This window comes from Caulobacter sp. 05T431 (assembly GCF_056665975.1).
In genome coordinates this window covers 114418-141379 of sequence record NZ_JBFTKU010000010.1, presented here as the reverse complement: position 1 = coordinate 141379, position 26962 = coordinate 114418, and the positions used below count along the sequence as shown (strand labels likewise).

The following is a 26962-nucleotide window of genomic DNA, read 5'->3' as shown; positions in this document are numbered from 1 at the left end:
TGTCGGCGAAGCCGACGGATGAGGGGTTTCTCAGACCGATCCGCCGTGCGCGGTTGCGCTGACGATCAACCCCTCACCCGACCCGCTTCGCGGGCCACCCTCTCCCGCAAGGGGAGAGGGGTCTTGGTCTACTTTTCCGTCGTCAGCCTGAACACCATGGTGTTGCTGTAGGTCTGGCCCGGGTCCAGCCGCACCGAGGCGAAGGCCGGCTTGTTGGGGGCGTCGGGGAAGTGCTGCGGCTCCAGCGCGATGCCGTCGCCCTGGCGATAGATCTTGCCGCTCTTGCCCACCATCGTGCCGTCGATGAAGTTGCCGGTGTAGAACTGGATGCCCGGCTGGTCGCTGAGGATTTCCAGCACGCGGCCGCTCTTCGGATCGGCCAGGCGGGCGGCCAGGCGCGGGGCGCCGCCCGACTTGCCCGTCAGCACCATGTTGTGGTCGTAGCCGCGGCCGACGACGATCTGCGGGTCGCGGGCGTCGCGGATGCGCTGGCCCACCACGGTGGGCTTGCGGAAGTCGAAGGGCGTGCCGGCCACCGGGATGATCTCGCCGGTGGGGATCAGCTCGGCGTCGACCGGGGTGTAGCCGTCCGAGGCCAGGGTCAGGACATTGCCCATCGCTCCGTCGGCCGAGCCTTCGCCCGCCAGGTTGAACAGGGCGTGGTTGGTCAGGTTGACGATGGTCGGCTTGTCGGTCGTGGCGCCGTAGGTGATCGTCAGGTTGTTGTTCTCGTCCAGGGCGTAGGTCGCCGTGGCGGTCAGGGTCCCGGGATAACCTTCCTCGCCGTCGGGGCTGACATGGGTGAAGGTCACCGAGGCGACCGGGCCGCGCTTGATGTCGCTGACCTTCCACACCTGCTTGTCGAAGCCCTTCACCCCGCCGTGCAGGGCGGCGACGCCGTTGTTGTTCAGGGCCAGCTGGTAGGTCTTGCCGTCCAGTGCGAACCTGCCCTTGCCGATGCGGTTGGCGAAGCGGCCGACCGAGGCGCCGAAGTAGCTGGCGTTCTTCACGTAGGCCTCGGCGTCCTTGAAGCCCAGGGCGATGTCGGCCTTGGTCCCGTCGCGGCCGGGCGCGACCAGCGACTGCAGGGTAGCGCCGTAGGTGATCACGGTGGCGCTGACGCCCTTGCCGTTTGTCAGGGTTATGGCCTCGACCTCGACGCCGTCGGGCGTCTTGCCGAACGAGGCGCGGGCGTAGTCGGCCGCGAAGGCTGCACCCGGGAGGGCGATGGCGGTGGCGGCCAGGAGGGCGCCGGTCAGCTTGCGGCCTGAAGTCTTCATGGGGGTTCCTCGTTCCAACGGTCGGAGCGGCTCTGATGGCGGCTTGGCGACCATATAGTCTGACAAATTCAACCGGTGCAATCGAGGTTGGGCCGAGCCCCGGCGGAAAGAAAAGGCGCCGTTCCGGAGCGGGTCCGGAACGGCGCAGTCGAGGCCGGCCTTGGGCGGGGAAAAGCGCTAAACGGCCACGGGCCAGCCGTCTTCGGTCCAGGCCAGGCGCTGGATGCGAAGGGTGGGGACGCCGCCCTTCCGGGCGTCGTAGGCGTGGTAGACGATGTCGTCGCGGGGGCCGTCGCGCAGCACGGCCACGTGGCCGGGACCCTTGAAGCGCTTGGCCGGATCCAGGTCGGCGTGCAGCACGATGAAGCCACCGCCCTTCAGCATCGGCTTGCCCTCGCGGTCGACATAGGGGCCGGCCACGGCCTTCGAACGCCCCACCACCGTGTAGTAGCTGCTGTCGGCGCCGCGGCAGCAGAAGTCGAACGAGGCGAACAGGTAGAACCAGCCGTCGCGCTGGACGATGTACGGCGCCTCGATGGCGTCGGGATGGGGGCGGGCGGCGATCGAGGTCAGCGTCGCGCCAGCCTTGGGTTTCCCGGTCGCCGGGTCGATCTCGATCAGCTTCAGTCCGGTCCAGAAACTGCCCAGGCTCATCCACACGCGGCCGTCCGGGGCGGTGACGATGTTGGCGTCGATGGCGTTGAAGTCGTCGCCCGACTTCGAACCCAGCACCACGCCCTCGTCGCGCCAACCGAAGGCCGGATCGGATCGGTCCAGCGTCGCGGTGGTCTGCAGGGCGATGACCGAGCGGTTCTTCCCGAAGGTCGAGAGCGCGTAATAGAGGTGGTAGCGGCCGTTGATCAGGCTGATGTCGGGGGCCCAGGCGCCGCGCGTGCCGGGCACCTCCTTCTGCGCCCAGTCGGGCAGGGCGGGCATCACGGCCCCGACCAGGGTCCAGGTGACCAGGTCCGGCGAGGTGCGCCAGTGGATCAGGCCGGGCGGCTGGTTGGCCTGGCTGGTGCAGAACAGGTGATAGGTCGCGCCCTGCTTGATGATGCAGGGGTCGTGGACGGGCGAGAGGTCGCCGGTCATCCGGTCGTTGAGGCTTGCGGTGGTTGGGGCCGAGGACTGGGCGGCGGCGATCCCGGGAACGGTCGCGCTCAGGGCTCCGGCCAGGGCGTGTCTGCGGGTCAGCATCACGAACTCCGACGCGAAAGCGGACCCGCCCGGCTCCTGAGGGGCCGGGCGGGCGGGTCTTACATCTTCCAGCGGAAGCCGAGCAGGACCTGGCGGTCGTAGCGACGGGTGTCGCGCGGATACAGGTGCTTGTCGGTGAAGTAGTCCTTGAACTCGGTGTCCAGCAGGTTCACGCCCTCGAGCGTCAGGGTGATCTTGTCGCCGATCTTGTACGACAGGCTGCCGTCCAGCTGGGCGGTGTCGTCGGCGATCAGGTCGAAGCCGCTGTTCTCGAAGTTGGGCGTGTCGAGGAAGTGCTGGCGCCAGTTGTAGGCCAGGCGACCCGAGATCGGACCCTTCTCGTAGAGGACGGCCACGTTGTACGACCACTTCGACAGGCCCCGGAAGTCGGTCTTCACGCCGGTGACGCCGTTCTCCATCGAGCCGTCCATGAAGGTGACGTTGGCCTGCAGGCCTAGACCGCCGAGCGGGCCGGGCAGGAAGTCGTAGAACTGCTGGTAGCCCACCTCGACGCCGTCCAGCTTGTCCTTCCCGGAGTTGCTGGGCCGGGTCATGATGTAGGTGGTGCCGTTGATCACCTCGTTGGCCGAGGTGGTCTCCACATAGCCGTCGATGTTGCGGTGGAAGTAGGCGACCGTCAGGAAGCCGTCCGGCGCGAAGTACCATTCCAATGAGGTGTCGAGGCTGTCGGACGTCACCGGCTTGAGGTTCGGGTTGCCGCCCGAGCCCGACAGGAAGGTCGTGTTCGAGACCACCGTCGACAGCGAGACGCCCGGGTTTAGCTGGGCGAAGTCCGGCCGGGTGACCGTGCGGCCCAGCGACAGGCGCGCCACCAGGTCGGGCCGGATGTCGAACCGCAGGTTGGCGCTGGGCAGCAGGTCGACCGACGAATTCTTCTTGGTGGTCGGCGTGTATTTCAGCACCGAGGTGGCGGTGTCGACGTTGTTGCCGCCAAGGGTCTGTTCGGTGCGCACCAGGCGCAGGCCGACCACGCCGCTCCAGGGGACGCTGCCCATGTCGCCGCCGATCTTGGACTGCACGTAGCCGGCATAGGTCTTCTCGACGTCCGAGAAGAACATGCCCGGGTCGATCCGGCGCTTGCCCGTGACCGGGTCGTTGCGCAGGGCGAACTCGGCGGCGGTGGTGACGTTGCGGTCGTAGAGCAGCGCCGTCTGGGCCCGCACCTTGTTGGTGTTGCTCAGCAGGTAAGAGGCGCTGGGCGTGTACCACTGGGTGGTGATGTAATCGGGGCCGCCGCCCGCCATCGGCTCGGACACGCCGTTCAGGCCCGGCAGGGTGCTGACCGAGGTGTGGGTGAACGGATAGGCCGCGCCGCCGTACGACTGGTTGGATTCGGCGCTGCGGTCGGCGTAGCGGGCGCCGGCGCTGATCTCGCGGACGAACTCGTCGGAGGRCGCGGTGTAGACGACGTCGGCGCGCCAATCGACCGAGCCGCCGGTCTGCTTGCCGTAGTTGTCGAACCAGTTCTCGATCGTATAGGCCGACGGATTGGTGATGTCGTAGCCCGGGCTGTTGTAGTTCAGCTGGGCGGTGCCGTCGTGGCTGGTATCGACCTGCACCAGGGGCACGATGGTCGAGGTGTCCATGATCGGGTTCTCGTACTTGAAGAACGAGTTGGTCACCGACAGGTCGGTCGACAGCTTGAAGTCGCCGATACGCTTGTAGCCGCCGGCCGAGAACTGGTTGGTGTTGGAGTGCTGGTCGTTGGCCTGGGTCGACATGATCGTGAAGACGTTGTGGTTGGTCAGCGTCTTCAGCTGGTTGGTGCCCGGGAACACCGTGGCCGACAGGTTGCCGTCGCCCAGCCAGGGCAGGCCCACCAGGAAGTCCAGTTCGAACACGTTCTTGTAGTCGGTGACGAAGCCCTCGAAGTAGAGCTCGCTGGTGTCGTCCGGACGCCATTGCAGGGCGAAGTTGGCCGCCTGGCGCTTGCRGTCGCCGGCGATCGGGATGTAGCCCATCACGAACGGGCCCTGGACGTCGTCCTGCGGCGCGGGGTGGGCGGCGTTGAACGAGCCGCAGGTCTTGCTCTTTGTGCCGTTGCCGCAGTCCGTCTTGGGATCGGGGCGGACGTTGAACGCCCGCTCCTCGTGGTAGTCGCGCTCCATGAACGACACGCCCAGCAGGGCGCCGAACTCGCCGGCGCCGGTCTCCCAGCGGTTCGAGGCGGTGGCGCCGAAGTCGGGGTTCCACTTCTCGGCCTTGTCGGAATAGACCGCGTGGCCGAAGGCGTTGAACTGGGCGCCCGAGAAGTCGAACGGCCGGCGGGTGCGCACGTCGATCGCGCCGGCGATGCCGCCCTCGATCTGGTCGGCGGCGGCGCTCTTATAGACGTCGACCCGCTGCAGCATGTTGGCGGGGATGTCGGCCAGGGCGATGTAGCGGCCGGTGGTGGTGAACACCTCGCGGCCGTTCAGCAGGGTGACCAGGTTGGGCAGGCCGCGGATCAGCACCGAATTGGCCTCGCCGGAGTCGCGGCGGACCTGGATGCCGGTGACGCGGGCCAGGGCGTCGGCGACGTTGTTGTCGGGCAGCTTGCCCACGTCCTCGGCGACGATCGAGTCGACGACCAGGTCGTTGTTCTTCTTGATCTGCTGGGCGCTCTGGGCGGCCTGGCGCTGGCCGGTGACGACGATCTCGTCGACCGTCTGGTCGTCCTTCTGTGCGGCCGTCTGGGCCAGGGCGGGCGCGGCGCCCAGCAGGGTCAGGGCCGAGGCCGCGGATATCAGCAGAGTTCTGTGCGCGCCGTGCGCGCGCCGCACGGGATTCCGGGCGCCGGTTGTCATGATCATTCCCTCCCAAGTCATCACGCCCCTTCGTCGTCGCGAAGGGTTCTGGATAACGGTGATCTTGTCTGACAAATAAACGGCGCGCAAGGGTAACTGTCGTTTTAGTCGTACAAAAGCCGCAGGCATGAAGCGCGTCCGGATGGCCTCCGGTTTCGGCCTCAATCGTCGTTCGGAGAGGCGAAAACGACAACGGCCGCTCCGGGTGAGGAGCGGCCGCGGGGTAATCCGGTGGAGGCTTGGCTTAAATTGTCCGTCTTAAGTGGTCTGACAAATATAGTGGAAATGTCCTGACGGCCTGATCACGCGCGGGCCAGGGCCACCACGTTCCAGGATTGCCGCTTCAGCACGCCGGTCAGGCGGCCGTCCGCCAGACGGACCGTGTCGTTGGGCTTGGGCGACACCGCGTCGGGCTGGTCCTTGGTGTTGGTTCGCTTCAGGTCCGGATCGTGCAACTGGCTGGCCGAGGCCAGGGCCAGGTCGCCGACGCCGCGCAGGTCGACCGACAGTTCCAGGTCTTCGGTCGTGCTGCGGTTCAGGGCGAACACGGTCACCGCGCCGGTTTCCGGATCGTGGACGATCGTCGACAGCAGGGTGGGGACCTCGCCATGGGCCTTGGTCGGGAACGTGCCCGTCTCGACCTTCAGCTTCAGCACCTGGCCGCGGCCGTGGCGGGCGGCCTCGGCGAAGGGGTGGAAGATGGTCTGGCGCCAGGCCGGGCCGCCGGTCTGCGTCATGATCGGCCCGATCACATTGACCAGTTGGGCCAGGCAGCCGGCCTTCAGCCGGTCGGCGTTGTTCATCATCACGATCAGGCAGCCGCCGACCACGAGGGCGTCCTCGTGATTGTAGACCTCCTCGATCAGCGGCGGCGCCTCGGGCCAGCCCGGCTTCTTCAGGTCGTCGGGGCCGCTGGCCTTGTACCAGACGTTCCATTCGTCCAGCGACAGCATGATCCGCTTCTTGGACCGGCGGTTGGCGGCCACGGCGTCGGCGATCGCGGCCACCTCGCGGATGAAGTGGTCCAGGTCGTCGATCGTGGCCAGGAACTCGTGGATGTCGTCGGCGTCGTTGCGGCAGTAGTGGTGCAGCGAGATGTAGTCGACCTGGTCGAAGCACTGGTTCAGCACCTCGTACTCCCACTTGCCGTAGGTGGGCATGGCGCGCTGGGACGAGCCGCAGGCGGTCAGCTCGATGGTGGGGTCGACCCACTTCATGACCTTGCCGGTCTCCTGGGCGATCCGCCCGTACTCGGCCGAGGTCTTGGCGCAGATCTGCCAGGGACCGTCCATCTCGTTGCCGATGCACCAGAACTTGATCCCGTGCGGCTGCTCGTAGCCGTGCGACTTGCGCAGGTCCGAATAGTAGGTGCCGCCCGGATGGTTGCAGTATTCGAGGAAATGACGGGCCTCGTCGGCGCCGCGCGTGCCGGTGTTCACGGCGAACATCGGCTCGAGGTCCGCCTTCTTGCACCAGGTGATGAACTCGTTGGTCCCGAACTGGTTGGTCTCGGTGGAGTGCCAGGCCAGGTCCAGGCGGACGGGGCGATCCTCCTTGGGGCCCACGCCGTCTTCCCAGTTGTAGCCCGACAGGAAGTTGCCGCCCGGATAGCGGACGATGGTGACGCCCAGCTCCTTGGTCAGGTCCAGCACGTCCTGGCGGAAGCCTTCCGGCGTGGCCGTGGGATGGCCCGGCTCGTAGATGCCGCCATAGACACACCGGCCCATGTGCTCGACGAAGGTGCCGAAGATCCGGCGGTCCAGCGGGGCCACCACGAAGTCGGCGTCGGCGATGATCTTGGCGGTCAGCATGGTCGGCTCACGGATCTAGAGAAGGTGGAACAGCAGGTCGTTGACGCGGTGCTCGGCGTCGGCGAGGGCGGTGTCGATGGGCTTGCGGCCGGTGATGGCGCTGGCCATCTCGTCGCCGATGATGTCCTGGATCGCGAACTGGCGCTGCACCTGCGGCGGCAGGGTCTGGCCGATGGTCGCCAGCGGGGCGATGGCCTGGCGGTGGGGCAGGGCCTTGAAGCGCGGGCTGTCGATCACCGCCTGCATCGACGGCAGGTGGCCGGTGCGCGACCAGTCGTAGTCGTGGTCGGCCAGGAACTTCACCAGGCGATAGACGGCCGCGCGCTGCCCGGGCGTCCGGTCGCGATGGGGCACGACCCAGGCGTGGCCGTCGACGAAGGCGGCGTCCTTGGTCCCGAACAGGCGCGGATAGGGCACGACCGCGTAGCCGTCGGCCAGGGGGCGGCCGGGCGTGTGCGACTCCGCCTCGAACGTGCCGATCATCCAGGTGCCGACCAGATAGACCCCGCCGTCGCCGTTCATGAAGCCGCTGGTGGCGGCCGGATAGTCCTGGTCCCTGGTGGTCAGGCCCTCGTCGTACAGGGTCTTGAACAGCGCCACGATCCGGTGGGCTTCCGGCGTCGTCAGCTTGATGTGCTTGGGATCGGTGAAGAACACCGCGTCCTGGGTCATCAGCCAGGTGTAGAGGTTGCGGGTGTAGCTGGCCGTCTCGTTGGCCATGGCCTGGACCAGGTAGGGCTTGCCGGTGGCGGCCTTGAACTGGCGGGCCTGGGCCAGCAGTTCGTCGGCGCTGGTGGGCAGGACCGGCTGGCCGTCGCGCACGAGGCCCGCCTGGCGGAACTGGCCCATATTGATGTGCCAGAGCGGCGCCCAGTTGTCGAAGGGCAGGCCCCAGACCTGGCCGTTCTTGGTCACGCCCTCGCGCGCGGCGCGGGTGAAGGCGGCCGGGTCGACGCCAACGCTTTCCAGCCCGGGGCCCATGGGCTCGATCAGGCCGCGCGACTGGTAGTCCGAGATGGCCGACATGTGCATGGTCACCAGGTCGGGCGGATCGCCAGCCGCGAACTGGGCCGACAGCTGGTCGTAGCCGGGCCAGGCGGCGATGTTGACCTTCAGCCTGATGTCGGGGTTCTCGCGCTGGAACTGGTCCAGCAGGCCGGTAATGATCTCGCACTCGCCGTCGGGATTGCGCGCGCCCGCCCCGGCCGAGCGGCACTCGCCGAAGATGCGCTGGACGGTGATCTGGGTGACGTCGTCGCGGGGCTTGGCGCAGCCGAACAGGCTGAGCGCGGCGGCGGCGATCAGGGCTAGGCGGGGGAGGGCCTTCATCGCACCGCCGCTCCCGACACCGCCCGCACGATGTACTTCTGGAAGAAGACGTAGACCACCAGGATGGGCGCGCTGGCGAACACCGCCTGGGCCATCAGGAAGCCCAGGCCGCTGGTCTGGGCGAAGTTGATCTGCGAACTGGCGACGCCCACCGTCAGGGTGAACATCTCCGACCGCGTCGCCGAGATCAGCGGCCACCAGTAGTCGTTCCACGACGACAGGAAGGTGAAGATGCCCAGGGTGGCCTGGGCGGGCAGGGTCAGGGGCAGCAGCACCTTCCAGAACACCTGCCGGCGCGAGGCCCCGTCCAGCATCGCCGCCTCGTCCAGCTCGACCGGGATGGCCTTGAAGTACTGGGTCATCAGGAACACCCCGAACGGCGCGGCCAGGCCGGGCAGGATCAGGCCGGGATAGGTGTTGTGCAGGTGCAGGGCGGAAAACAGCTGGTGGCGGGTGATGATCACCGACTGCTCGGGCACGGCCAGGCCGAACAGCACCAGGGCGAACAGCCACTTGCGGCCGGGAAACTCCAGCCGCGCGAAACCGTAGCCGGCCAGGGACGACAGGGCCAGCACCCCGGCGGTGGTGCACAGCGAGACCAGCAGGCTGTTGGCCAGCCAGCGGAACGCCGCCGGCCGGGCCAAGATCGAGCCGTAGTTCTCCAGGGTGTAGGGCCCGCGGAACACCGAGGCGGTGTCGCGCAGCAGCTCGCCGTTGGCCTTCAGCGACAGGCCCACGGTCCACAGCAGCGGGGCGACCATGACCAGGGCGGCCAGGGTCAGGGCGGCCCAGCCCAGGCGGTCGATCCAGGGATTGCGCCCGGCGGCGCGGTCCAGCGCGCTCATCGGACCGCCTCCTTCTCGCGCGTGGTCACGTACTGCAGCACGGTGGCGACCAGGATCAGGCCGAACAGGATCTCGGACGCGGCGGCGGCGTACCCGATGTCCCAGCGCCGGAAGCCGACCTCGTAGATGAACAGCACGATCGGCCGCGAGGCGCCGTTGGGGCCGCCCTGGGTGAGCAGCTGGGCCTGGCCGAACAGCTGGAACTGCAGCACGCACTGGATGATCACCACCAGCACCAGGGTCCGGCGGATCGAGGGCAGGGTGATGCGGGTCAGGGTCTTCCACCGGCTGGCGCGGTCGAGGGCGGCGGCCTCGTAGAGCTCGGCCGGCACCTGCTGCAGGGCGGCCAGGTACAGCATCATCGGCAGGCCCAGGCACCACCAGACGGTGGTCAGGGCGATGGCCGGCAGCACCAGGTCGGGATGGCTGAGCAGCGGGATCGGCGGCTTGCCGGCCAGGTGCAGGACATTGGCGATCAGACCGCCGTCGGGGATCAGCACCAGCCGCCAGATCAGCGTCACGATCGTCACCGACAGCACCGACGAGCTGAAGAACACGCCCCGGAAGAACGCCGCCGCGCGGGTGGGGCGGTTCAGGGCGATGGCCAGGCCCAGGGCGATGACCGCCAGCGGCGGCACGGTCAGCAGCACGAAGTAGAAGGTGTTGCGCACCGCCTGAAGGAAGACGGTGTCGCGCAGCAGCCGGCCGAAGTTCTCGAGCCCGACGAACGCCTCGCCGCCGAACAGGTCGGCCTTGTGCAGGCTCAGCCATACGCCGGCCAGCAGCGGATACAGCAGCAGGACCAGGTAGACGACCAGGTAGGGCGTCACGAACAGCCCGTTGGTCCAGGTGCTCCTGCGGGGCGAGTCGGCGGTCATGCGCCCATCCCAACAGATATTGGCCCATAGTGGGCGCGGTCGTCGGCGTCGAACAGGTGGACGGGACCGTCCAGGGCCAGGCCGACCGCGTCGCCCATGGCCGCGCGGCTGGTCCCGGCGTCCTCGGCGGTGATCGCCGATCCGTCGGCCAGGCGGAGATAGACCAGGGTGCGGTCGCCCAGCCGCTCGACGAACTCGACCTTGGCGTCGACCAGGCCCGCGCCGGGGGCGACCACCTTCACGGCTTCGGCGCGCAGGCCCAGCCGCCAGGCCGCGCTGGCGGGCAGGGCGGTCAGCGGGACCTCGGTGGCGACGGTCGCGCCGCCGGGCAAGGTGGCGCGGGCCGCGCCGCCGGCGCCTTCGCCCAGTGTCACGTCCAGGAAGCTCATCGGCGGCGAGCCGACGAAGGTGGCCACGAACTTGTTGGCGGGGCGGGCGTAGATCTCCATCGGCGTCCCGACCTGCTGGATCTTGCGGTCGCTCATCACCACGATGCGGTCGGCCAGGGTCATGGCCTCGACCTGGTCGTGCGTGACCAGGATCATGGTCGCCTGGACCCGGCGGCGCAGCTGGGCCAGCTCCAGCCGGGTGCGCATGCGCAGGGCCGCGTCCAGGTTCGACAGCGGCTCGTCGAACAGGAACAGGTCCGGCTTCTTGACGATGGCCCGGCCGATGGCGACCCGCTGGCGCTGGCCGCCCGACAGCTGGCCGGGCTTCTGCTGCAGGAAGCGCTCGATCTCCAGGATGCGGGCCGCCTCGGCCACGCGGGTCTCGATCTCGGCCTGGGGGACCTTCGCGTTGCGCAGGCCGAACGCCATGTTCTCGAAGATCGTCATGTGCGGGTAGAGGGCGTAGTGCTGGAACACCATGGCCACGCCGCGATCGCCCGGGGCCAGGGCGTCGACCCGGCGCTCGCCGATGTGGATCTGGCCGGTCTCCACCGTCTCTAGCCCGGCGATCATCCGCAGCAGGGTGGACTTGCCGCAGCCCGACGGGCCCAGGAAGGCGATGAACTCGCCAGAGGCGATGTCGAGCGACACGTCGTCGAGCACGGCGGTCGCGCCGAAGCTCTTGCTGAGATGATCAAGCCGCACGCGCGCCACGCATCCACTCCCCGGTCGGCCCGCGACGCGTGACGGAAGGGTGGCGCGAAGCCGTCGTCTCTCCCGATCACGGCGCCTGGGCGCTCTTGTTTCCGCCCGTCTTTGGTGGGGGCTGGTTTTGTCTGAGTTATTTACTCAGACAAAAGCGGGATAACGGCGATTTCGCCGGTGCGCAAGGCGAAAGATGGGGTCGTAGAGGAATCGAAACGCCCTGCCGCACGGTAAGCGCGGCAGGGCGTCCATAATTGTCGGACTAAAGATGTGCTGGGGACAGGCGCATGCGCCTGTCCCCAATTGCAGCCTCTAGAGCACCCCGTCCAGCGCGCGGCGCACGCCCAGCGGATTGGCGGCCTGCAGGGCCGGCGGCAGCAGGGCGTCGGKGATGTCCTGGTAGCAGACCGGGCGCAGGAAGCGCTCGATGGCGCGGGTGCCCACCGAGGTGCCGCGCGGGTCGGAGGTGGCCGGATACGGACCGCCGTGGACCATGGCGTTGGAGACCTCCACGCCCGTCGGCCAGCCGTTGGCCAGGATGCGGCCGGCCTTGCGTTCCAGGATCGGCAGCAGGCGGCGGGCGGCCTCGATGTCGCCGGGGTTGGAGGCGTCCATCTGCAGGGTGGCGGTCAGCTGGCCCTCCAGCCCTTCCAGGGCCGTGGCCAGTTGCACGACGTCCGAGAACCGCACGATCAGCGACGACGAGCCGAACACCTCGTGGCTCAGCACCGGATCGCGCAGGAAGGTCTCGGCGTCGGTCGAGAACAGCGCCCCGACCGCCTGGTTGACGCCGTCGCCGACGCAGCCGCGGGCCAGCAGCTTGACGCCCGGATGGTCGACCAGCGCGTCAACGCCCTGCTCGTAGGCCCCGAAGATGCCCGGGGTCAGCATGACGTGCGGCTGGGCGCCCTTGAGCGCCTCGACGGCGGCGGTCTCGAACCGGTCGGCGTCCGGACCGGCCAGGACGAAGACCAGGCCGGGATTGGTGCAGAACTGGCCGGCGCCCATGGTCAGCGAGCCGATGAAGGCCGCGCCCAGGGCCTCGGCGCGGGCCGACAGGGCGGCGGGCAGCAGCAGCACCGGGTTGACGCTGCTCATCTCGGCGAAGACCGGGATCGGTTCGGGGCGGTTGGCGGCGATCCGCATGAAGGCCGTGCCGCCGGCGCGCGAGCCGGTGAAGCCCACGGCCTTGACGCGCGGGTCGGCGACCAGGCCGGCGCCCAGGGTGCGCTGCTGGCCGATCAGCATGGCGAAGACGCCGGCGGGCAGGCCTGCGGCCTTGACCGCCTTCTCGACCGCGGTGCCGACCAGGAAGCCGGTGTTGGGGTGGGCCGAGTGGCCCTTGACGATCACCGGGCAACCGGCCGCGAGGGCCGAGGCGGTGTCGCCGCCGGCCGTCGAGAAGGCCAGGGGGAAGTTGCTGGCGCCGAACACCACCACCGGGCCCAGCGGGATGAAGCGCTGGCGCAGGTCGGCGCGGGGCAGGGGCGTGCGGTCCGGCATGGCCGGGTCGATCCGGGCGCCGATCCAGTCGCCGCGGCGGACGACCTGGGCGAACAGCCGCAGCTGGCCGCAGGTGCGGCCGCGCTCGCCGGTGATGCGGGCCGCGGGCAGGCCGGTCTCGGCCACTGCGGTCTCGATCAGCTCGTCGCCCAGCGCCTCGATCTCGGCGGCGATTCCCTCGAGGAACGCGGCGCGGGTTTCCAGGTCGGTCTCGCGATAGATGTCGAAGGCGGCGGCGGCGGCGGCGGCGACGGCTTCGATCTGCTCCGCGCTGGGCTCTGGGAAGCTGCGGCCGAAGTGTTCGTTGGTGGCGGGGTTCAGGGCCCGCAAGGCAGCGGCTTCGGCCATGTCGATCTCTCTATTCAATGAACGCCGGAGCGACGACCCGTCGGCCCAGCAGGAAGGCGTCGGCGACATGGCGTAACGGGCTGACGTCGACGTCGCTGGCGGCGTCGACCACCAAGCGCGCGAAAGCGTCATAGAGGCCGGCATATTCGGCGTCCGGCCCCTCGCGAAGCAGCACGTCGTCGAGCCACAACTTGGCGCCCCCGTGCGACAGCTTCAACACTTTGTTACCGGTATCTTCGCTTTCAACCTCGACTTGGATGTCCCAATTTTGCGGGCCGGTCTGCAGGAAGTCGAACTCGGCATGGATCGATGCTCCGGCCGCATCAGCGAAGTCCAATTCGGCCTGGATCGGCGACTGGCAGTTCTCCGGCACATGCAACGTCGCGCCGGTCAGGAAGAACGGTCGGGGCAGGATGGCGGTGGCGATCGACAGGGCGTTGATCCCCGGATCGAAGACGCCCAGGCCGCCGGCCTCCCAGATCCAGGTCTGACCCGGATGCCAGACGCGGACGTCCTCGCGCCAGTCGATGCGGACCGACTTGATGGTCTTGTCGGCCAGCCATTCGCGGGCGGGCGCCACGCCCTGGGCGTAGCGCGAGTGCCAGGTGGTCTGCAGGGTCAGGCCGCGCTCGGCGGCGGCCAGGCGCAGATCCTCGACCTCGCTCAGCGTCGCGCCCGGCGGCTTCTCCAGCATCACGTGCTTGCCGGCCGCCAGGGCCAGGTGGGCCAGGGCGTGGCGCGGCTGGGGCGGGGTGCACAGCGACACCGCGTCGAACGCCACGTCGCTGGCCAGCAGCTCGGCCAGGGTGGTGAAGTGCGGGACGCCGTCGAGGTCGGCGTTGCGGCTGACCACGGCGGCCAGCTCGAAACGGTCGTCGGCGGCGATGGCGGGCAGGTGCTGGTCGCGGGCGATCTTGCCCAGGCCGACCAAGGCCAGGCGAATGGGGGCCAGGCGGATCGGCTTCACAGCTGGCGCACCGTCACCGGCTTGTCCTCGGCCTGGGCCAGGGGATTGCTGACGGGGTAGAGGAACGGCGCGGCACCGATCTCGAACACGTCGCCGACCTTCGTCTGGAAGCCTTCCGAGAACGACAGGGTGGCCGTGCCGAAGAAGTGCACGTGCACGTCGCCCGGCTTGCGGAAGATGTCGTACTTGAAGTGGTGATGCTCGAGATTGGCGATCGTGTGGGACATGTTCGCCTCGCCCGACAGGAAGGGCTTCTCCCAGACCACCTGGCCGTTCCGCAGGATCTTGCTGGCGCCGCGCACGTCGGCGGGCAGCTCGCCGGTCAGCAGCTCGGGACCCAAGGCCGCCTGGCGCAGCTTGGAGTGGGCCAGCCACAGATAGTTGCCGCGCTCKATCACGTGGTCCGAGAACTCGTTGGCCAGGCAGAAGCCCAGGCGGTGCGGGTTTCCGTCCTTGTCGATGATGTAGACGCCGGCGATCTCGGGCTCCTCGCCGCCGTCCTTGGCGAAGGCGGGCGAGGTGAGGGGCGCGCCGTGGCCGACCACATGCGAGCCGTCGCCCTTGTAGAACCATTCCGGCTGGGCCCCGACCTGGCCGGCGGCGGGCTTGCCGCCCTCGACGCCCATCAGGAACATCCGCATGGAGTCGGTCAGTTGCTCGCCGGCCTGGGCGGCCTTGTGCATCTTGTCGCGGCCCTCGGCCGAGCCGAGGTGGGTCAGGCCGGTGCCGGTCAGGACCAGGTGGGCGGGGTCGGGATGGTCGATCGGGGCCAGCACCCGGCCCTCGGCCAGGGCGGCGGGGATGTCGATCTCGGCCCCGAGCGGGCTGGACTGGGCGGTTTCCGCCAGGGTGGCGCCGACCTTCAGCGCCGCCTGGGCCAGGTCGAGCAGGGTGTCGGCCACCTCGACCCTGCGGGCCAGGCCAGCGTCGTTGATCGCCGCGAGGATTCGCGTCCCGCCCTGTTCCTTCAGTTGCACGAACCGCAGCACCATGGCTGTCGTTACCTCCCAGCGGGTTTGGCTATTTAGTCAGACAAATAGCGATCTGCGAGACGCTGTCAAACGCGGATCGAGGGCTTCCCGGCCGTGATCCGAACCGGCCGGCGCGCTGTCTGGGCGCGAGAACCGGCGCAAACCCGCATCGCAACGGCGTTTGCCAATCATCATACTTTTGACGGCGGAAATCGGACTCCGATGATCGGTGAAGCCGCTGCGAAATCCCTTGTCGGCGCACAAACTGTCTCGCTAGTGTCGCGCTGCGTCGAGATCGGCGGGCGGAGGGGGCTTCGTTCGTCGGCTGGACAGGGAGCGAAGCGCGCGTGCGGAAGAAGACGGACAAGGCCGGGGACGGCGATTTCGCGCGGGACAGCCTGGCGGCCACCAGCCGGATCCACGGCTCGATCGCCCGCACCCTGGGGGTGGCCATCGTCTCGGGCCAGTACCAGCCGGGCGACATCCTCAACAACGAGATCGATTCCAGCGAGCAGCTGCAGGTCTCGCGCAGCGCCTATCGCGAGGCCATCCGCATCCTGTCGGCCAAGGGTCTGGTCGAGAGCCGCCCCAAGACCGGCACGCGGGTCACCGAGCGCAACCGCTGGAGCTTGCTGGACCCCGAGGTCCTGGCCTGGTTCTTCGAATCCGAGCCCAGCGAGGAGTTCCTCAAGGGCCTGTACGAGCTGCGGATGATCGTCGAGCCGGCCGCCGCGGCCCTGGCCGCCGAGCGCCGCGACGACGGCCAGCTGGAGCGCATGCGCAAGGCGCTGATCCAGATGGAAAGCCAGACCCTGGCCACCGAGGCCGGCCAGGCCGCCGACCGCGATTTCCACGACACCGTGCTGGAGGCCACCGGCAACGCGCCGCTGTTCACCCTGTCGAGCAGCATCGGCGCGGCCGTCCGCTGGACCACGATCTTCAAGCAGCGCAAGCGCGAGCTGCCCCGCGACCCGATGCCCGACCACTGGAAGGTGTTCGACGCCATCGCCGCCAGCCGTCCGGACCAGGCGCGGCAAGCGATGGAGCGGCTGGTGGGCCTGGCGCTGGAGGACACGCGGGCCTCCATCGCGGATTGAGGGCGTCCTTCTCCCCTTGCGGGAGAAGGTGTCGGCGAAGCCGACGGATGAGGGGTTGAAGGCCCTGTCCGGAAAGTTCTGAGAGACCCCTCACCCGACCTCGCTTCGCGAGGCCACCCTCTCCCGCAAGGGGAGAGGGATCAGGCTAAGCGATAAAGCCCCGAGCCGTGCGCCGGCAGCGTCCGCTCCAGTCGGCGCTCCGCCACGCCGTCGGCCTTCCGCCCCCAGAGGTCCCGCACCGTCGCGCGGCCTTTCAGGCCCAGCGCCGCCAGGTCGACGCCGACCGCCGCTTCGCTGTCCGCCTTGTTGAACAGCGCCACGTAGCGCGCCTTCGAACCCGGCGCCTCCGCCGTCCACACCGCCCGTTGCGGGTCGTTGACCACCGGCCGGTTCCCCGCGCTCCGCTGGTTCACCGCCAGCACCTCGTCATTGGTCAGCAGGGCCGTCGTCGCCGGGTCCAGCTTGCGCAGGTCGCCGCCCATGATCAGCGGCGAGCGGGCGATCGACCATAGGGTCATCATCGTGCGCTGCTCGTCGGGGGTGAAGCGCGTCGTGCGCTTGCCCAGGTCCAGCACGCCCAGCGGCAGCATGTCGGCGTCCGGCCAGCAGCCGGGAATGCGGTAGGAGTTCCAGCGCTCCAGCCGGCCGAACTGCTCCAGCAGCAGCGGCCACTGGTCCCAGAAGTCGTCGCTGATCCGCCAGAGGTTGGCGTGGCGCTGGACGTGGGCGGCGGCGTCCAGCGGGGTCTCGCCGGGCGACAGGCTCAGCACCATCGGCCGGCCGCAGCCGTCGATGGCCTTGCGGACGGCTTCGATCTCGGGCGCGTGGTCGTGGTAGGGCCGGCTCATGTCGTCGACCTTGACGTAGTCGACGCCCCAGGCGGCCAGCAGCTTGAAGACGCTGTCGTAGTAGGCCTGGGCGCCGGGCTTCCTCATGTCGACGCCGTACATGTCCGGGTTCCAGGGGCAGGTGCTGGTGCGGTCGACGATGTCGCCGATCCGGACGTCGGTCCCCAGCACCGGCAGGTTGCGGTCCGCCGCCTGGCGGGGCGCGCCGCGCATCAGGTGGATGCCAAACTTCAGGCCCAGGGCGTGCAGGCGGTCGCCCAGCGGCTTGAACCCCGCGCCGTCCGCCGAGGACGGGAAGCGGTTGATCGCCGGCAGCAGGCGGCCCCACGGGTCCAGTTCCAGGTGGGCGTCCTGGCGGTAGTCGAAGCCGGTCGCGCCCGGCTCGTACCACTGGATGTCCACCGTGAAGACGTCGTAGCCGTGCGGCAGCAGCACCTTGGCCATGACCTGGGCGTTGGCGATCGCCTGCTCTTCGGTCAGGGTGGTGGCGAAGCTGTCCCAGCTGTTCCAGCCCATGGGCGGGGTCGGGGCCAGGGCGCGGAAAGCCAGGGAATCAGCCGCCCGCGCGGGTCCCGGAAGCCAGGGCGCGAGCGCCGAGACGGCGAGGAGAGCCCGGCGCGCGGCGCGGAATTCCGTCTTGGCGAGCGGATTTTTCGAGTGCATCGGCGCCTCCCCGCGCGCGCTATCGTCCGACAACTGTCAGCGAATGATTTTCGTGTGCGTTCAATTGGAAAACACGGCTTGCCGACCTTGTCGAGCGGCGGCGCTCTCACGTTGACGCCGCGTCGTGCTCGGTATAGTCAGACAAATAAACAGGGGTGAAACGAACGGGAATGTCGATCGCTCCGCCTAAGTGGCGGACAATCCGCATGGCAGCCCGCGAGGCCTTCCCGCTGACGCCGACCCAAGGCCCTCCTCGTCCACCCGGGGCCGCCTATCAAGGACTGTCATGAGCTCTGCCGCCGTTCCGCCCCGCGCCCTTCGTTCGCGCGCCTGGTTCGACAACCCCGACAACGCGGACATGACGGCGCTGTACCTCGAGCGCTACCTGAACTTCGGCCTGTCGCTGGACGAGCTGCAGTCGGGCAAGCCGATCATCGGCATCGCCCAGACCGGCAGCGACCTTTCGCCCTGCAACCGCCACCACCTGGTCCTGGCCGAGCGCATCCGCGAAGGCATCCGCACGGCCGGCGGCATCGCCCTGGAATTCCCGGTCCACCCGATCCAGGAGACCGGCAAGCGTCCGACCGCGGGCCTGGACCGCAACCTGTCGTACCTGGGCCTGGTGGAGACCCTGTACGGCTATCCGATCGACGGCGTGGTCCTGACCATCGGCTGCGACAAGACCACCCCGGCCTGCCTGATGGCGGCCGCCACCGTGAACATCCCGGCCATCGCCCTGTCGGTGGGGCCGATGCTGAACGGCTGGCACAAGGGCCAGCGCACCGGCTCGGGCACCATCGTCTGGAAGGCCCGCGAGATGCTGGCGGCCGGCGAGATCGACCGCGCCGGCTTCATCAAGCTGGTGGCCAGTTCGGCCCCGTCGACCGGCTACTGCAACACCATGGGCACGGCCACGACCATGAACTCGCTGACCGAGGCGCTGGGCATGTCGCTGACCGGCTCGGCGGCGATCCCGGCCCCGTACCGCGACCGGCAGCAGAACGCCTACGAGACCGGCCTGCGCATTGTCGAGCTGGTCGAGCAGGACATCAAGCCGTCCGATATCCTGACCCGCGACGCGTTCCTGAACGCCATCGTCGTCAACTCGGCCATCGGCGGCTCGACCAACGCCCCGATCCACCTGAACGGCCTGGCCCGCCACATGGGCGTCGAGCTCAGCGTCGACGACTGGCAGACCTATGGCGAGGAGGTGCCGCTGCTGGTCAACCTGCAGCCGGCCGGCGAATATCTGGGCGAGGACTACTACCGGGCCGGCGGCGTGCCGGCGGTGGTCAATCAGCTGATGGGCCAGGGCCTGATCCGCGAGGACGCCCTGACCGTGTCGGGCCAGACCCTGGGCGAGGCCTGCCGTGGCGCGGCGATCGAGGACGAGGCGGTGATCCGCCCGTTCGACAAGCCGCTGGTCGAGCGCGCCGGCTTCGTGGTCATGCGCGGCAACCTGTTCAATTCGGCGATCATGAAGACCAGCGTGATCACCGCCGAGTTCCGCGACCGCTACCTGTCGGACCCGAACGACCCTGACGCCTTCGAGGGCGACGCGGTGGTGTTCGACGGTCCCGAGGACTACCACCACCGGATCGACGACCCCTCGGTGGGCATCACCGAGCGCAGCGTGCTGTTCATGCGCGGGGCCGGGCCCATCGGCTATCCCGGCGCGGCCGAGGTCGTGAACATGCGGGCCCCCGACTACCTGATCAAGAAGGGCGTCCACCAGCTGCCGTGCATCGGCGACGGTCGCCAGTCGGGCACCTCAGGCTCGCCCTCGATCCTCAACGCCTCGCCGGAAGCGGCGGCCGGCGGCGGCCTGGCCCTGCTGAAGACCGGCGACCGGGTCCGGGTGGACCTGCGCAAGTCGCGCGTCGACGTGCTGGTCACGCCCGAGGAGATCGTCGCTCGGCGCAAGGCGCTCGAGGCCGAAGGCGGCTTCAAATATCCGGAAAGCCAGACGCCCTGGCAGGAGATCCAGCGGGCCATCGTCGGCCAGATGGAGACCGGCGCGGTCCTGGAGCCGGCGGTCAAGTACCAGCGCATCGCCCAGACCAAGGGCCTGCCCCGGGACAACCACTGACTTTCGGGCGCCAGCCCAAAACCATCGAAGACAAACGCCGGCCAACGGCGAGCCTAGGGAGAATATCGTGAAGCTGACTACGCTGAAGCACGCGCTCGTCGCAGGTCTCGCCACCGCCGTCCTGGTTGGGATTGGCGCGACCGCGGGCGGCGCGCTGGCCCAGACCGCCGTCACCGGCGCCCTGCGCGCCGACCAGCCCGGCCCGGTGATCCAGCCGGAGGTCTACGGCCAGTTCGCCGAGCATCTGGGCCGGGGTATCTACGAGGGCGTGTGGGTCGGCGAGGACAGCAAGATCCCCAACACCAGGGGCTACCGCAACGACGTGGTCGCGGCCCTGAAGGCCATCAAGGTGCCGCTGGTCCGCTGGCCGGGCGGCTGCTTCGCCGACGACTACCACTGGCGCGAGGGCATCGGCCCGCGCGACAAGCGCCCGGTCAAGGTCAACGTCGTCTGGGGCGGCGTCGAGGAGCCCAACAGCTTCGGCACCAACGAGTTCATGGAGTTCGCCGAGCTGATCGGCGCCAAGACCTACGTCGCCGGCAATGTCGGCACCGGCTCGCCGCAGGAAATGGCCGAGTGGGTCGAGTACATGGTCTCGCCGACCAGCTCGTCGATCGCCAACATGCGCCGCGCCAACGGCCGCGACAAACCCTGGAAGCTCGACTACTTCGGCGTCGGCAACGAGAACTGGGGCTGCGGCGGCCAGATGACGGCGGCCCACTACACCGACCTCTATCGCAACTTCGCCGAATTCATCCGGGTGCCGAAGGGCACGAAGACCGAGAAGATCGCCGGCGGCGCCAACGGCGACGACTACAGCTGGACCGAGACGGTGATGGCCGGCGCGGCCAAGAACATGGATMAGATCAGCGTCCACTACTACACGATCCCCAGCGGCAAGTGGGAGAAGAAGGGCTCGGCCACCGAGTTCGACGAGCAGACCTGGGCCGACACCATGTTCCAGGCCCTGCGCATGGACGAGCTGATCACCAAGCACACCGCCATCATGGACAAGTACGACCCGAAGAAGCGGGTGGGCCTGGCCGTCGACGAGTGGGGCATCTGGCACGACGTCGAGCCGGGCACGAACCCCGGCTTCCTCTACCAGCAGAACACCATGCGCGACGCGGTGGCGGCCGGCGCGACCCTGAACGTCTTCCACAAGCACGCCGACCGGGTGCGGCTGACCGCCATCGCCCAGATGGTCAACGTGCTGCAGGCGATGATCCTGACCGACAAGGACAAGATGGTCCTGACCCCGACCTACTGGGTCTACGACCTCTATAAGCCTTTCCAGGGGGCGACCTCGCTGCCGGTCGAGCTGAACAGCCCGGCCTACACGGTCGGCAAGACCAGCGTGCCGGCGGTCAGCGCCTCGGCCGGCAAGGACACCGCCGGCGTGGTCCACCTGGCGCTGGTGAACCTGGATCCGAACAAGTCGGCGACCGTGACCGTCAAGCTCTCGGGCGTGACCGGGAAGACCGCCAAGGGCCGGGTGCTGACGGCGTCGACCATGGCGGCGCACAACACGTTCGACGCCCCGAACGCGGTCAAGCCGGCGGCGTTCACGGCGGCCTCGATCAAGGGCGACACCCTGACCGCGACCCTGCCGAGCAAGTCGGTGGTGGTGCTGGACCTGAACTAGGAAGCCACGACCCGCTCATCCCTCGCCGAGGCGGTGGGATGAGCGGGCGCCTTCCGGCTCGAGATCTGGAGCAAGCCCATGACGAAGGCCTCCGCGGTCGCCCGCGTTTCCAGCCTGGTGGCCTTGCTGTCCGGCGCGGCGCTGCTCGCCTTCGCCGTTCCCGCCATGAGCCAGGCCACCTGGACGGCCGACAACGGCGACGGGACCTTCACCAACCCGATCTTCTACGACGAGTTCTCCGACCCCGACCTGATCCGCGTCGGGGACGAGTTCTACCTGACCGGCACGACCATGCACGCCATGCCGGGCCTGCCCGTCCTGCGGTCCAAGGACCTAGTGAACTGGGAGTTCCTGTCCTACGCCGTCGACAAGCTGGACCTCGGGCCGGCCTATCGCCTGGAGGGCGGAAACGTCTACGGGCGCGGGATCTGGGCGCCCAGCTTCCGCTATCACGACGGCGTCTTCTACATCTTCTCCAACGTCAACGGCGAGACGACCCAGGTCTTCACCGCCACCGACCCGCGCGGTCCGTGGACCCACCGCCAGATGAAGCGGTCGTTCCACGACCTGTCGGTGCTGTTCGACGATGACGGAAAGGCGTGGGTCGTCTGGGGCTATCGCGACCTCAAGATCGGCCAGCTGAACGCCGACCTGACCGACATCGTCGCGGGCACGGAGCGGACCCTGTTCGATCGCGACGCGGGCTTGGGCGAGGGCTCGCACCTCTACAAGATCGACGGGCGCTACTTCATCATCAGCGCCTGGTGGGACGGCCGCATGCGCATGCCCGCCGCCCGCGCCGACAGCCTCGCCGGCCCCTGGGAGGTCAACAAGGCCATCAGCATCGACGAGGACTTCGGGCTGGCCGAGGGCTACCGGCTGAAGGATCCGAACGGACCCGGCTTCGATCTCGTCGCGCCCAATCCCGAACCCCGCGGTCGCATGTCGCTACACCAGGGCGGGTTGGTGCGGACGCCGAAGGGCGAGTGGTGGGGCTTCTCCATGCTCGACTACAATTCGGTCGGCCGCCTGGTCTCGCTTTCGCCGATCACCTGGAAGGACGGCTGGCCCTATTTCGGCCTGCCGGGAAACCTGGGGCGGACGCCTCGGACCTGGGTCAAGCCCAAGACCGACGTGGGCTGGCCGATCCGAGCTCCTTACGAGCGCAGCGACACGTTCGACGGGGCGCGGCTGAAGCCGGTCTGGCAGTGGAACCACGTCCCCGACGACACGCACTGGTCGCTCACGGAGCGGCCCGGCTTCCTGCGCCTTCGCACCCTGCCGGCGGCTTCGTTCTGGGAAGCCCGCGACAGCCTGACCCAGAGGGCGATCGGCCCGCGCTCGCAGCCGACCGTCGTCCTGGACGCCGCGGGCCTGAAGGACGGCGACGTCGCGGGCCTGGCGCTGCTGGACATGCCCTATGCCTGGATCGGCGTGGAGCGCGCGGGACAGGACCTGGCGCTCGTCCAGTTCGATAAGTCGACCGGGACGAAGGTATCGACGCCGCTGGCGGGCAGTCGCGTGTGGCTGCGCGCCGACTGCGATTTCCTGACGGAAAAGGCGCAGCTGAGCTATTCGACCGACGGCGTGGCCTTCACACCGGTCGGCGCGGTCTTCACGACGGTCTTCTCGCTGCGCACCTTCCAGGGGGTGCGCTATGCGCTGTTCGCCTACAACGCCAAGGGCGTGGAAGGCGGTCATGCCGACTTCGACAGCGTCACGGTCCATGAGCCGAACCCCAAGGGGCTGATGAGGTCCATTCCCTTCGGCGGCTCCATTCGGTTCACGGCGCAGGGTTCTTCACTGGGCTTGAGCGTCGTCGACGGGCGGCTGGCCGTCGGTCCCCCTTCTGCCTTCTCGGTCGTCGACCTGGGCTTGGGCCGGGTAGCGTTGAAGGCCGGGGCGGACTTCGTCTCGGTCGATCCCGACGGCGCGGTGAGGTTGGATCGCCGGCCGAGCCTCCAGGCGCGGTCGTTCCAATGGATCGAGACGCCGACCGGGGACCTCGTGCTGATGTCCCTCGAGACCAACCGGTTCCTGACGCTCGACCTGAAGCAGGGGGCGATCACCAGCTTGAGCCCGGGGCCGCGATCGGACGGCGCCGACGGCGCGCGGCTGAGCTGGTCCGCTGCGCTCACGCCGTCACCCTAACTCCGCTCATCCCGGCATTCGCCGGGATGAGCGGGTGGAAGGTGTGGTTCAGAACACCTTCATCTCGACCAGTCGCATGTCCTTGCCGGGCGCGAGATTGAACACCGCCCGCAGCTTTGAAGCCGTGACCGAGGTCCAGGCGGTGCGCTCGACCCCGTTGGCCGGCGGCGCACCGGATTTGGCGACCTCCACCCACCGGCCATCCTTCCAGGCCTCCAGCCGGTAGCGGGCCGGGGCGGCGAAGGCCTTGTCGTCGGCGAAGAAGCTGAGCTCGGCGGCGGCCACCGGCGTCGGCTTGCCGAAGTCGACCTCGAACCACGCCTTGCCGATCCCGGCCCCCGGCGACCAGCCGTTGGCCATCTCCGGGAAGAACCACACCCGCCCGTCCAGGGCCTGGTGCACGGTCTTGGGATCGGCGCCGGACGAGGCCGCGCCGCGCGGATAGTCCGAGCGCACCAGGTTGACCGCCAGATCGATCTGGCGGGCGATGGGGGCGGGGGCCTCGCGCGCCAACGGAACGGTGAGCTTTCCCAGGGCCGGGCCGGCGGCGACCTCCTGGCCGTCGACGCTGACCACCAGCCCCTGGCGGCCATAGCGCGAGCCGTCGGCGTCCCAGGCGATGGTCACGAGACGGCCGTGATAGGCCACGTCCTGCAGGCGGAAATACTTCAGGAAGTGCGGATCGGCCGGGTCAGACGGGGCCAGCGGATTGACCTCCAGCATGTCGTCGGCGCGAGGACGCAGGCCGACCAGGCCGGCGATCACCAGGTCCACGAAGCCGGAGTGGTTGTAGTGGTGGCTGCGGGCCAGGCCGACGATGGGCTTGCCGGTGGCGGGGTCGTAGTCCTCCTCCAGATCCGGCTTGCCGTCCTGGTAGTGCAGGGCGGTGTACTGGGCCAGCAGGCGGGCGTAGTCGGCGCGGGTGACGACCTCCTGCTTGTAGTCGTTCAGCAGGTTGGCCAGGCCCGTCAGCACCTGGGTGGTCTGGAAGGGCCAGACCGGCCCGTTCCACTGGCACTCCGGCGCGGTCCCCTCGTAGCGGTACTGGCGCATGTAGTGCTCGTACGACGGCTCGACCGTGCGCAGGCCGAAGGGCGCGGCCAGCTCCTTCGGATCGACCGCGTGCTTCCAGGCCTGGGCGAAGGCGGGCGTGTCGTCGGGCAGGCCGAAGGTCCAGGGCACGTAGCCGACCAGTTCGCGGCCGCGGATCGGGTCCCAGTACTTCACATGAGCGTTGTTGACCCGATAGCGGTCGATGAAGTGGGCGAAGTCCGCGCTCCACAGGCTCTTCTGCACCTCGGTCTTCAGCGACTGGGCGCGGGCCTCGTAGTCGGCGGCGGCGGCCGTGTCGCCGGTCAGGGCCGCGAGCCGGCTGATCGCCTTGGCGTTGGCGTACATGTAGCTGTTGATCGAGGGGCGGAAGGCGTGGCCGCCGGTGAAGCCGTCCTTGCCGCCCGAGGCGTCGATCGAGCTGATCGTGTACTCCGTGGCGTCCAGCAGCGGCTCGATCCAGTACAGCTTCTTGTCGAAGTCGTAGTGGTCGTCCCACAGGGCGTAGATGTGCTTCATCGCCGCCAGGTGGCGCGTCGCGGCCGCCTGGTCGCCGTCGACCAGATAGCGGGCCCAGGTGGCGTCGGCGATGGCCTCGGCGAAGTGGCGGTCGTTGCCGCCGCCCTCGTACATGAAGTCGATATAGTCGCCGGCGTAGCGGCGGTCGCGCAGCCAGCGCCCCTCCTGGATGTGGAAGCCGGTGGCGTCGTTGAGGCTGGCGTAGGGCCAGCGCTGCCAGCCGACGTCGTCGAGGAACTCTGTGGTGATGTAACCGCGCGGGCCCAGGTCGCGCTGGTGGGCGCGGAAGACGCTCCAGCGGTAGTAGTAGATCTCGTCCAGCCTCTGGTCCGAGGATTCGAACAGCGGGATGTTGTCCTCGTACCAGGTCGCGTCGGCGCCGAAGCGGGCCGTGGTGACGGCGTGGGCGTCGAGACGGGGCGAGGGGGCGGCGCGTGTCGCTCGGGGCGACAGGGCGGTGATCGCCAGCAAGGCCGCCGCCAGGCACAGTCCCGCCATCCGCATCGCCCGTTCTCCCCGTCTCGTTATTTTGTCTGAGTATTTATGCGGGTTTTGGCGCGCGTCGCCAGTCCCCATGAGCGCGACGATCCAGACGGTTTACATCGGCGCCGTTCGCCCCTAGAGAGCTGCGCCATGTCCGCGACCGCGACCAAAATCATTACCCGCAAAACGACCCGCCTCGGCGGGGCGTGTGCGGGTGTGTGCGCGGCCTAAGCAGCGACGCCCCGGACCAGCCCCGCCGATGCGCGGGGCCCCGTCTTTCCCAGACCGGCAGACACCCCCGCGCCTCCGCACCCTCAGGAGACGCATAAGTGAGCCAGACCTTCTCTTCCTCGAACCCGCCCGCCGTGGGCATCGTCGGCGCCACCGGCCTGGTCGGCGAGATGATGCGGGCCCTGCTGGCCGAGCGGGACTTCCCGATGAAGTCCCTGCGCCTGTTCGCCTCGGCCCGCTCGGCCGGGACCAGGCTGGCGTTCGGCGGGCAGGAGATCGTGGTCGAGGACGCGGCCGCCGCCGACTATGCCGGCCTGGACATCGTGTTCTTCTCGGCCGGCGGCGACACCTCGCGCGCCCTGGCGCCCAAGGTCGCCGCGGCGGGGGCGATCGTGATCGACAACTCCTCGGCGTTCCGCTCCGACCCCGAGGTGCCGCTGGTGGTGGCCGAGGTGAACCCCCACGCCCTGGACGTGATGCCCAAAGGCATCGTCGCCAATCCCAACTGCACCACCATGGCCGCCATGCCGGTGCTGCGGCCGCTGCACGAGGCCGCCGGCCTCAAGCGCTTGGTGGTCTCGACCTACCAGGCGGTGTCGGGCGGCGGCGTGGCCGGCATCGAGGAGCTGGAGGGCCAGATCCGCGCGGGGGCCGAGGACGGCGTCGCCCTGGCCCGCGACGGCCAGGCCGCCGACCTGCCCGCGCCCAAGAAGTGGGCCGTGCCGATCGCCTACAACGTGGTGGCGATGAACTACATGCTGGGCGAGGACGGCTACACCGAGGAGGAGGCCAAGCTGCGCGACGAGAGTCGCAAGATCCTCGAGATCCCCGGCCTGCCGGTCTCGGGCACCTGCGTGCGGGTGCCGGTCTATTCGGGCCACTCGCTGTCGATCAACGCCGAGTTCGAGCAGCCGCTGTCGCCGCAGGCGGCGGTCGAGCTGCTGGGCGCGGCGCCGGGCGTGGTGGTGACGGCCCTGCCGAACCCGCTGGAAGCCACCGGCCAGGACCCGGTGTTCGTGGGCCGCGTGCGGGTCGACCCGACCGTTCAGCACGGCCTGGCCCTGTTCGTCAGCGCCGACAACCTGCGCAAGGGCGCGGCCCTGAACGCGGTGCAGGTGGCCGAGGTGCTGCTCAACCGACGGGGCTAGCCCTGGCA

General features: G+C 68.9%; 18 protein-coding genes. 5 read left to right on the top strand and 13 right to left on the bottom strand.

From position 1 onward, the window contains the following. Positions 1–128 precede the first annotated feature (128 nt). The 11 genes from AC1U89_RS11525 to araD1 all read right to left on the bottom strand — a co-directional run bounded on the left by AC1U89_RS11525 (position 129) and on the right by araD1 (position 15051). Complete coding sequence (locus AC1U89_RS11525; protein ID WP_479899837.1) at positions 129–1280, bottom strand: aldose epimerase family protein; 1152 nt, start codon at positions 1278–1280, stop codon at positions 129–131. A 177-nt stretch (positions 1281–1457) separates the two neighbouring features. Continuing rightward, positions 1458–2477, bottom strand: coding sequence for an arabinan endo-1,5-alpha-L-arabinosidase (locus tag AC1U89_RS11520; RefSeq protein ID WP_479899836.1), 1020 nt, complete (start codon positions 2475–2477; stop codon positions 1458–1460). A gap of 59 nt (positions 2478–2536) precedes the next feature. Continuing rightward, positions 2537–5284, bottom strand: a complete 2748-nt coding sequence (locus AC1U89_RS11515) for a TonB-dependent receptor (RefSeq protein WP_479899835.1) — start codon at positions 5282–5284, stop codon at positions 2537–2539. Positions 5285–5586: 302 nt separating this feature from the next. Then, on the bottom strand, positions 5587–7095 hold the full coding sequence (arfA, locus tag AC1U89_RS11510) for an arabinosylfuranosidase ArfA (protein WP_479899834.1): 1509 nt from the start codon (positions 7093–7095) through the stop codon (positions 5587–5589). Positions 7096–7110: 15 nt separating this feature from the next. After that, the gene (locus tag AC1U89_RS11505) at positions 7111–8424 is read right to left on the bottom strand and encodes an extracellular solute-binding protein (protein ID WP_479899833.1); all 1314 of its coding nucleotides are present in this window, start codon (positions 8422–8424) and stop codon (positions 7111–7113) included. Beyond that, positions 8421–9269 (bottom strand): carbohydrate ABC transporter permease, encoded by an 849-nt coding sequence (locus AC1U89_RS11500; protein WP_479899832.1) that lies wholly within the window; start codon positions 9267–9269, stop codon positions 8421–8423. Before AC1U89_RS11500 ends, AC1U89_RS11505 begins: the two co-directional genes overlap by 4 nt. Further along, complete coding sequence (locus AC1U89_RS11495; RefSeq protein WP_479899831.1) at positions 9266–10147, bottom strand: carbohydrate ABC transporter permease; 882 nt, start codon at positions 10145–10147, stop codon at positions 9266–9268. The genes AC1U89_RS11500 and AC1U89_RS11495 overlap by 4 nt, the downstream gene beginning before the upstream one ends. After that, a complete protein-coding gene (locus AC1U89_RS11490) occupies positions 10144–11241 on the bottom strand; it encodes an ABC transporter ATP-binding protein (protein ID WP_479899830.1) in 1098 nt (365 codons plus the stop codon). Before AC1U89_RS11490 ends, AC1U89_RS11495 begins: the two co-directional genes overlap by 4 nt. A 312-nt stretch (positions 11242–11553) precedes the next feature. Further along, complete coding sequence (locus tag AC1U89_RS11485; protein WP_479899829.1) at positions 11554–13092, bottom strand: aldehyde dehydrogenase (NADP(+)); 1539 nt, start codon at positions 13090–13092, stop codon at positions 11554–11556. A gap of 10 nt (positions 13093–13102) precedes the next feature. Next, positions 13103–14059 carry a Gfo/Idh/MocA family protein gene (locus tag AC1U89_RS11480; protein ID WP_479899828.1) on the bottom strand — a complete coding sequence of 319 codons (957 nt, stop codon included), beginning with the start codon at positions 14057–14059 and terminating at the stop codon, positions 13103–13105. Further along, the gene (araD1, locus tag AC1U89_RS11475) at positions 14056–15051 is read right to left on the bottom strand and encodes an AraD1 family protein (RefSeq protein ID WP_479899827.1); all 996 of its coding nucleotides are present in this window, start codon (positions 15049–15051) and stop codon (positions 14056–14058) included. Before araD1 ends, AC1U89_RS11480 begins: the two co-directional genes overlap by 4 nt. A gap of 377 nt (positions 15052–15428) precedes the next feature. Between araD1 and AC1U89_RS11470 the strand changes: the two genes are divergently transcribed. Then, entirely contained in the window at positions 15429–16127 is a 699-nt protein-coding gene (locus tag AC1U89_RS11470) for a FadR/GntR family transcriptional regulator (RefSeq protein ID WP_479899861.1), read from the top strand. Between the two features lie 140 nt (positions 16128–16267). On the opposite strand, the gene AC1U89_RS11465 is transcribed toward AC1U89_RS11470, so the two are convergent. Then, positions 16268–17638 (bottom strand): glycoside hydrolase family 27 protein, encoded by a 1371-nt coding sequence (locus AC1U89_RS11465; protein ID WP_479899826.1) that lies wholly within the window; start codon positions 17636–17638, stop codon positions 16268–16270. 286 nt (positions 17639–17924) lie between these two features. On the opposite strand from AC1U89_RS11465, the gene AC1U89_RS11460 reads away from it, so the two are divergent. The 3 genes from AC1U89_RS11460 to AC1U89_RS11450 all read left to right on the top strand — a co-directional run bounded on the left by AC1U89_RS11460 (position 17925) and on the right by AC1U89_RS11450 (position 23523). Next, positions 17925–19727: an IlvD/Edd family dehydratase gene (locus tag AC1U89_RS11460; protein ID WP_479899825.1), complete on the top strand. Its 1803-nt coding sequence runs from the start codon at positions 17925–17927 to the stop codon at positions 19725–19727. 67 nt (positions 19728–19794) lie between these two features. Continuing rightward, the gene (locus AC1U89_RS11455) at positions 19795–21372 is read left to right on the top strand and encodes an alpha-N-arabinofuranosidase (protein ID WP_479899824.1); all 1578 of its coding nucleotides are present in this window, start codon (positions 19795–19797) and stop codon (positions 21370–21372) included. Positions 21373–21450: 78 nt separating this feature from the next. Continuing rightward, positions 21451–23523 carry a family 43 glycosylhydrolase gene (locus AC1U89_RS11450; protein ID WP_479899823.1) on the top strand — a complete coding sequence of 691 codons (2073 nt, stop codon included), beginning with the start codon at positions 21451–21453 and terminating at the stop codon, positions 23521–23523. A gap of 48 nt (positions 23524–23571) precedes the next feature. On the opposite strand, the gene AC1U89_RS11445 is transcribed toward AC1U89_RS11450, so the two are convergent. After that, positions 23572–25596 carry an MGH1-like glycoside hydrolase domain-containing protein gene (locus tag AC1U89_RS11445; protein WP_479899822.1) on the bottom strand — a complete coding sequence of 675 codons (2025 nt, stop codon included), beginning with the start codon at positions 25594–25596 and terminating at the stop codon, positions 23572–23574. A gap of 308 nt (positions 25597–25904) precedes the next feature. Here AC1U89_RS11445 and AC1U89_RS11440 point away from each other — a divergent pair, with 308 nt between their 5' ends. Continuing rightward, entirely contained in the window at positions 25905–26954 is a 1050-nt protein-coding gene (locus AC1U89_RS11440; protein WP_479899821.1) for an aspartate-semialdehyde dehydrogenase, read from the top strand. Positions 26955–26962 lie beyond the last annotated feature (8 nt).

Bases quoted from the DNA above. Each gene is read 5' to 3' on its own strand.
- AC1U89_RS11505 (WP_479899833.1), bottom strand. From the start codon at position 8,424: ATGAAGGCCCTCCCCCGCCTAGCCCTGATCGCCGCCGCCGCGCTCAGC.
- AC1U89_RS11520 (WP_479899836.1), bottom strand. From the start codon at position 2,477: ATGCTGACCCGCAGACACGCCCTGGCCGGAGCCCTGAGCGCGACCGTT.
- AC1U89_RS11500 (WP_479899832.1), bottom strand. From the start codon at position 9,269: ATGAGCGCGCTGGACCGCGCCGCCGGGCGCAATCCCTGGATCGACCGC.
- AC1U89_RS11445 (WP_479899822.1), bottom strand. From the start codon at position 25,596: ATGCGGATGGCGGGACTGTGCCTGGCGGCGGCCTTGCTGGCGATCACC.
- AC1U89_RS11450 (WP_479899823.1), top strand. From the start codon at position 21,451: ATGACGAAGGCCTCCGCGGTCGCCCGCGTTTCCAGCCTGGTGGCCTTG.
- AC1U89_RS11495 (WP_479899831.1), bottom strand. From the start codon at position 10,147: ATGACCGCCGACTCGCCCCGCAGGAGCACCTGGACCAACGGGCTGTTC.
- AC1U89_RS11525 (WP_479899837.1), bottom strand. From the start codon at position 1,280: ATGAAGACTTCAGGCCGCAAGCTGACCGGCGCCCTCCTGGCCGCCACC.
- arfA (WP_479899834.1), bottom strand. From the start codon at position 7,095: ATGCTGACCGCCAAGATCATCGCCGACGCCGACTTCGTGGTGGCCCCG.
- AC1U89_RS11460 (WP_479899825.1), top strand. From the start codon at position 17,925: ATGAGCTCTGCCGCCGTTCCGCCCCGCGCCCTTCGTTCGCGCGCCTGG.
- AC1U89_RS11465 (WP_479899826.1), bottom strand. From the start codon at position 17,638: ATGCACTCGAAAAATCCGCTCGCCAAGACGGAATTCCGCGCCGCGCGC.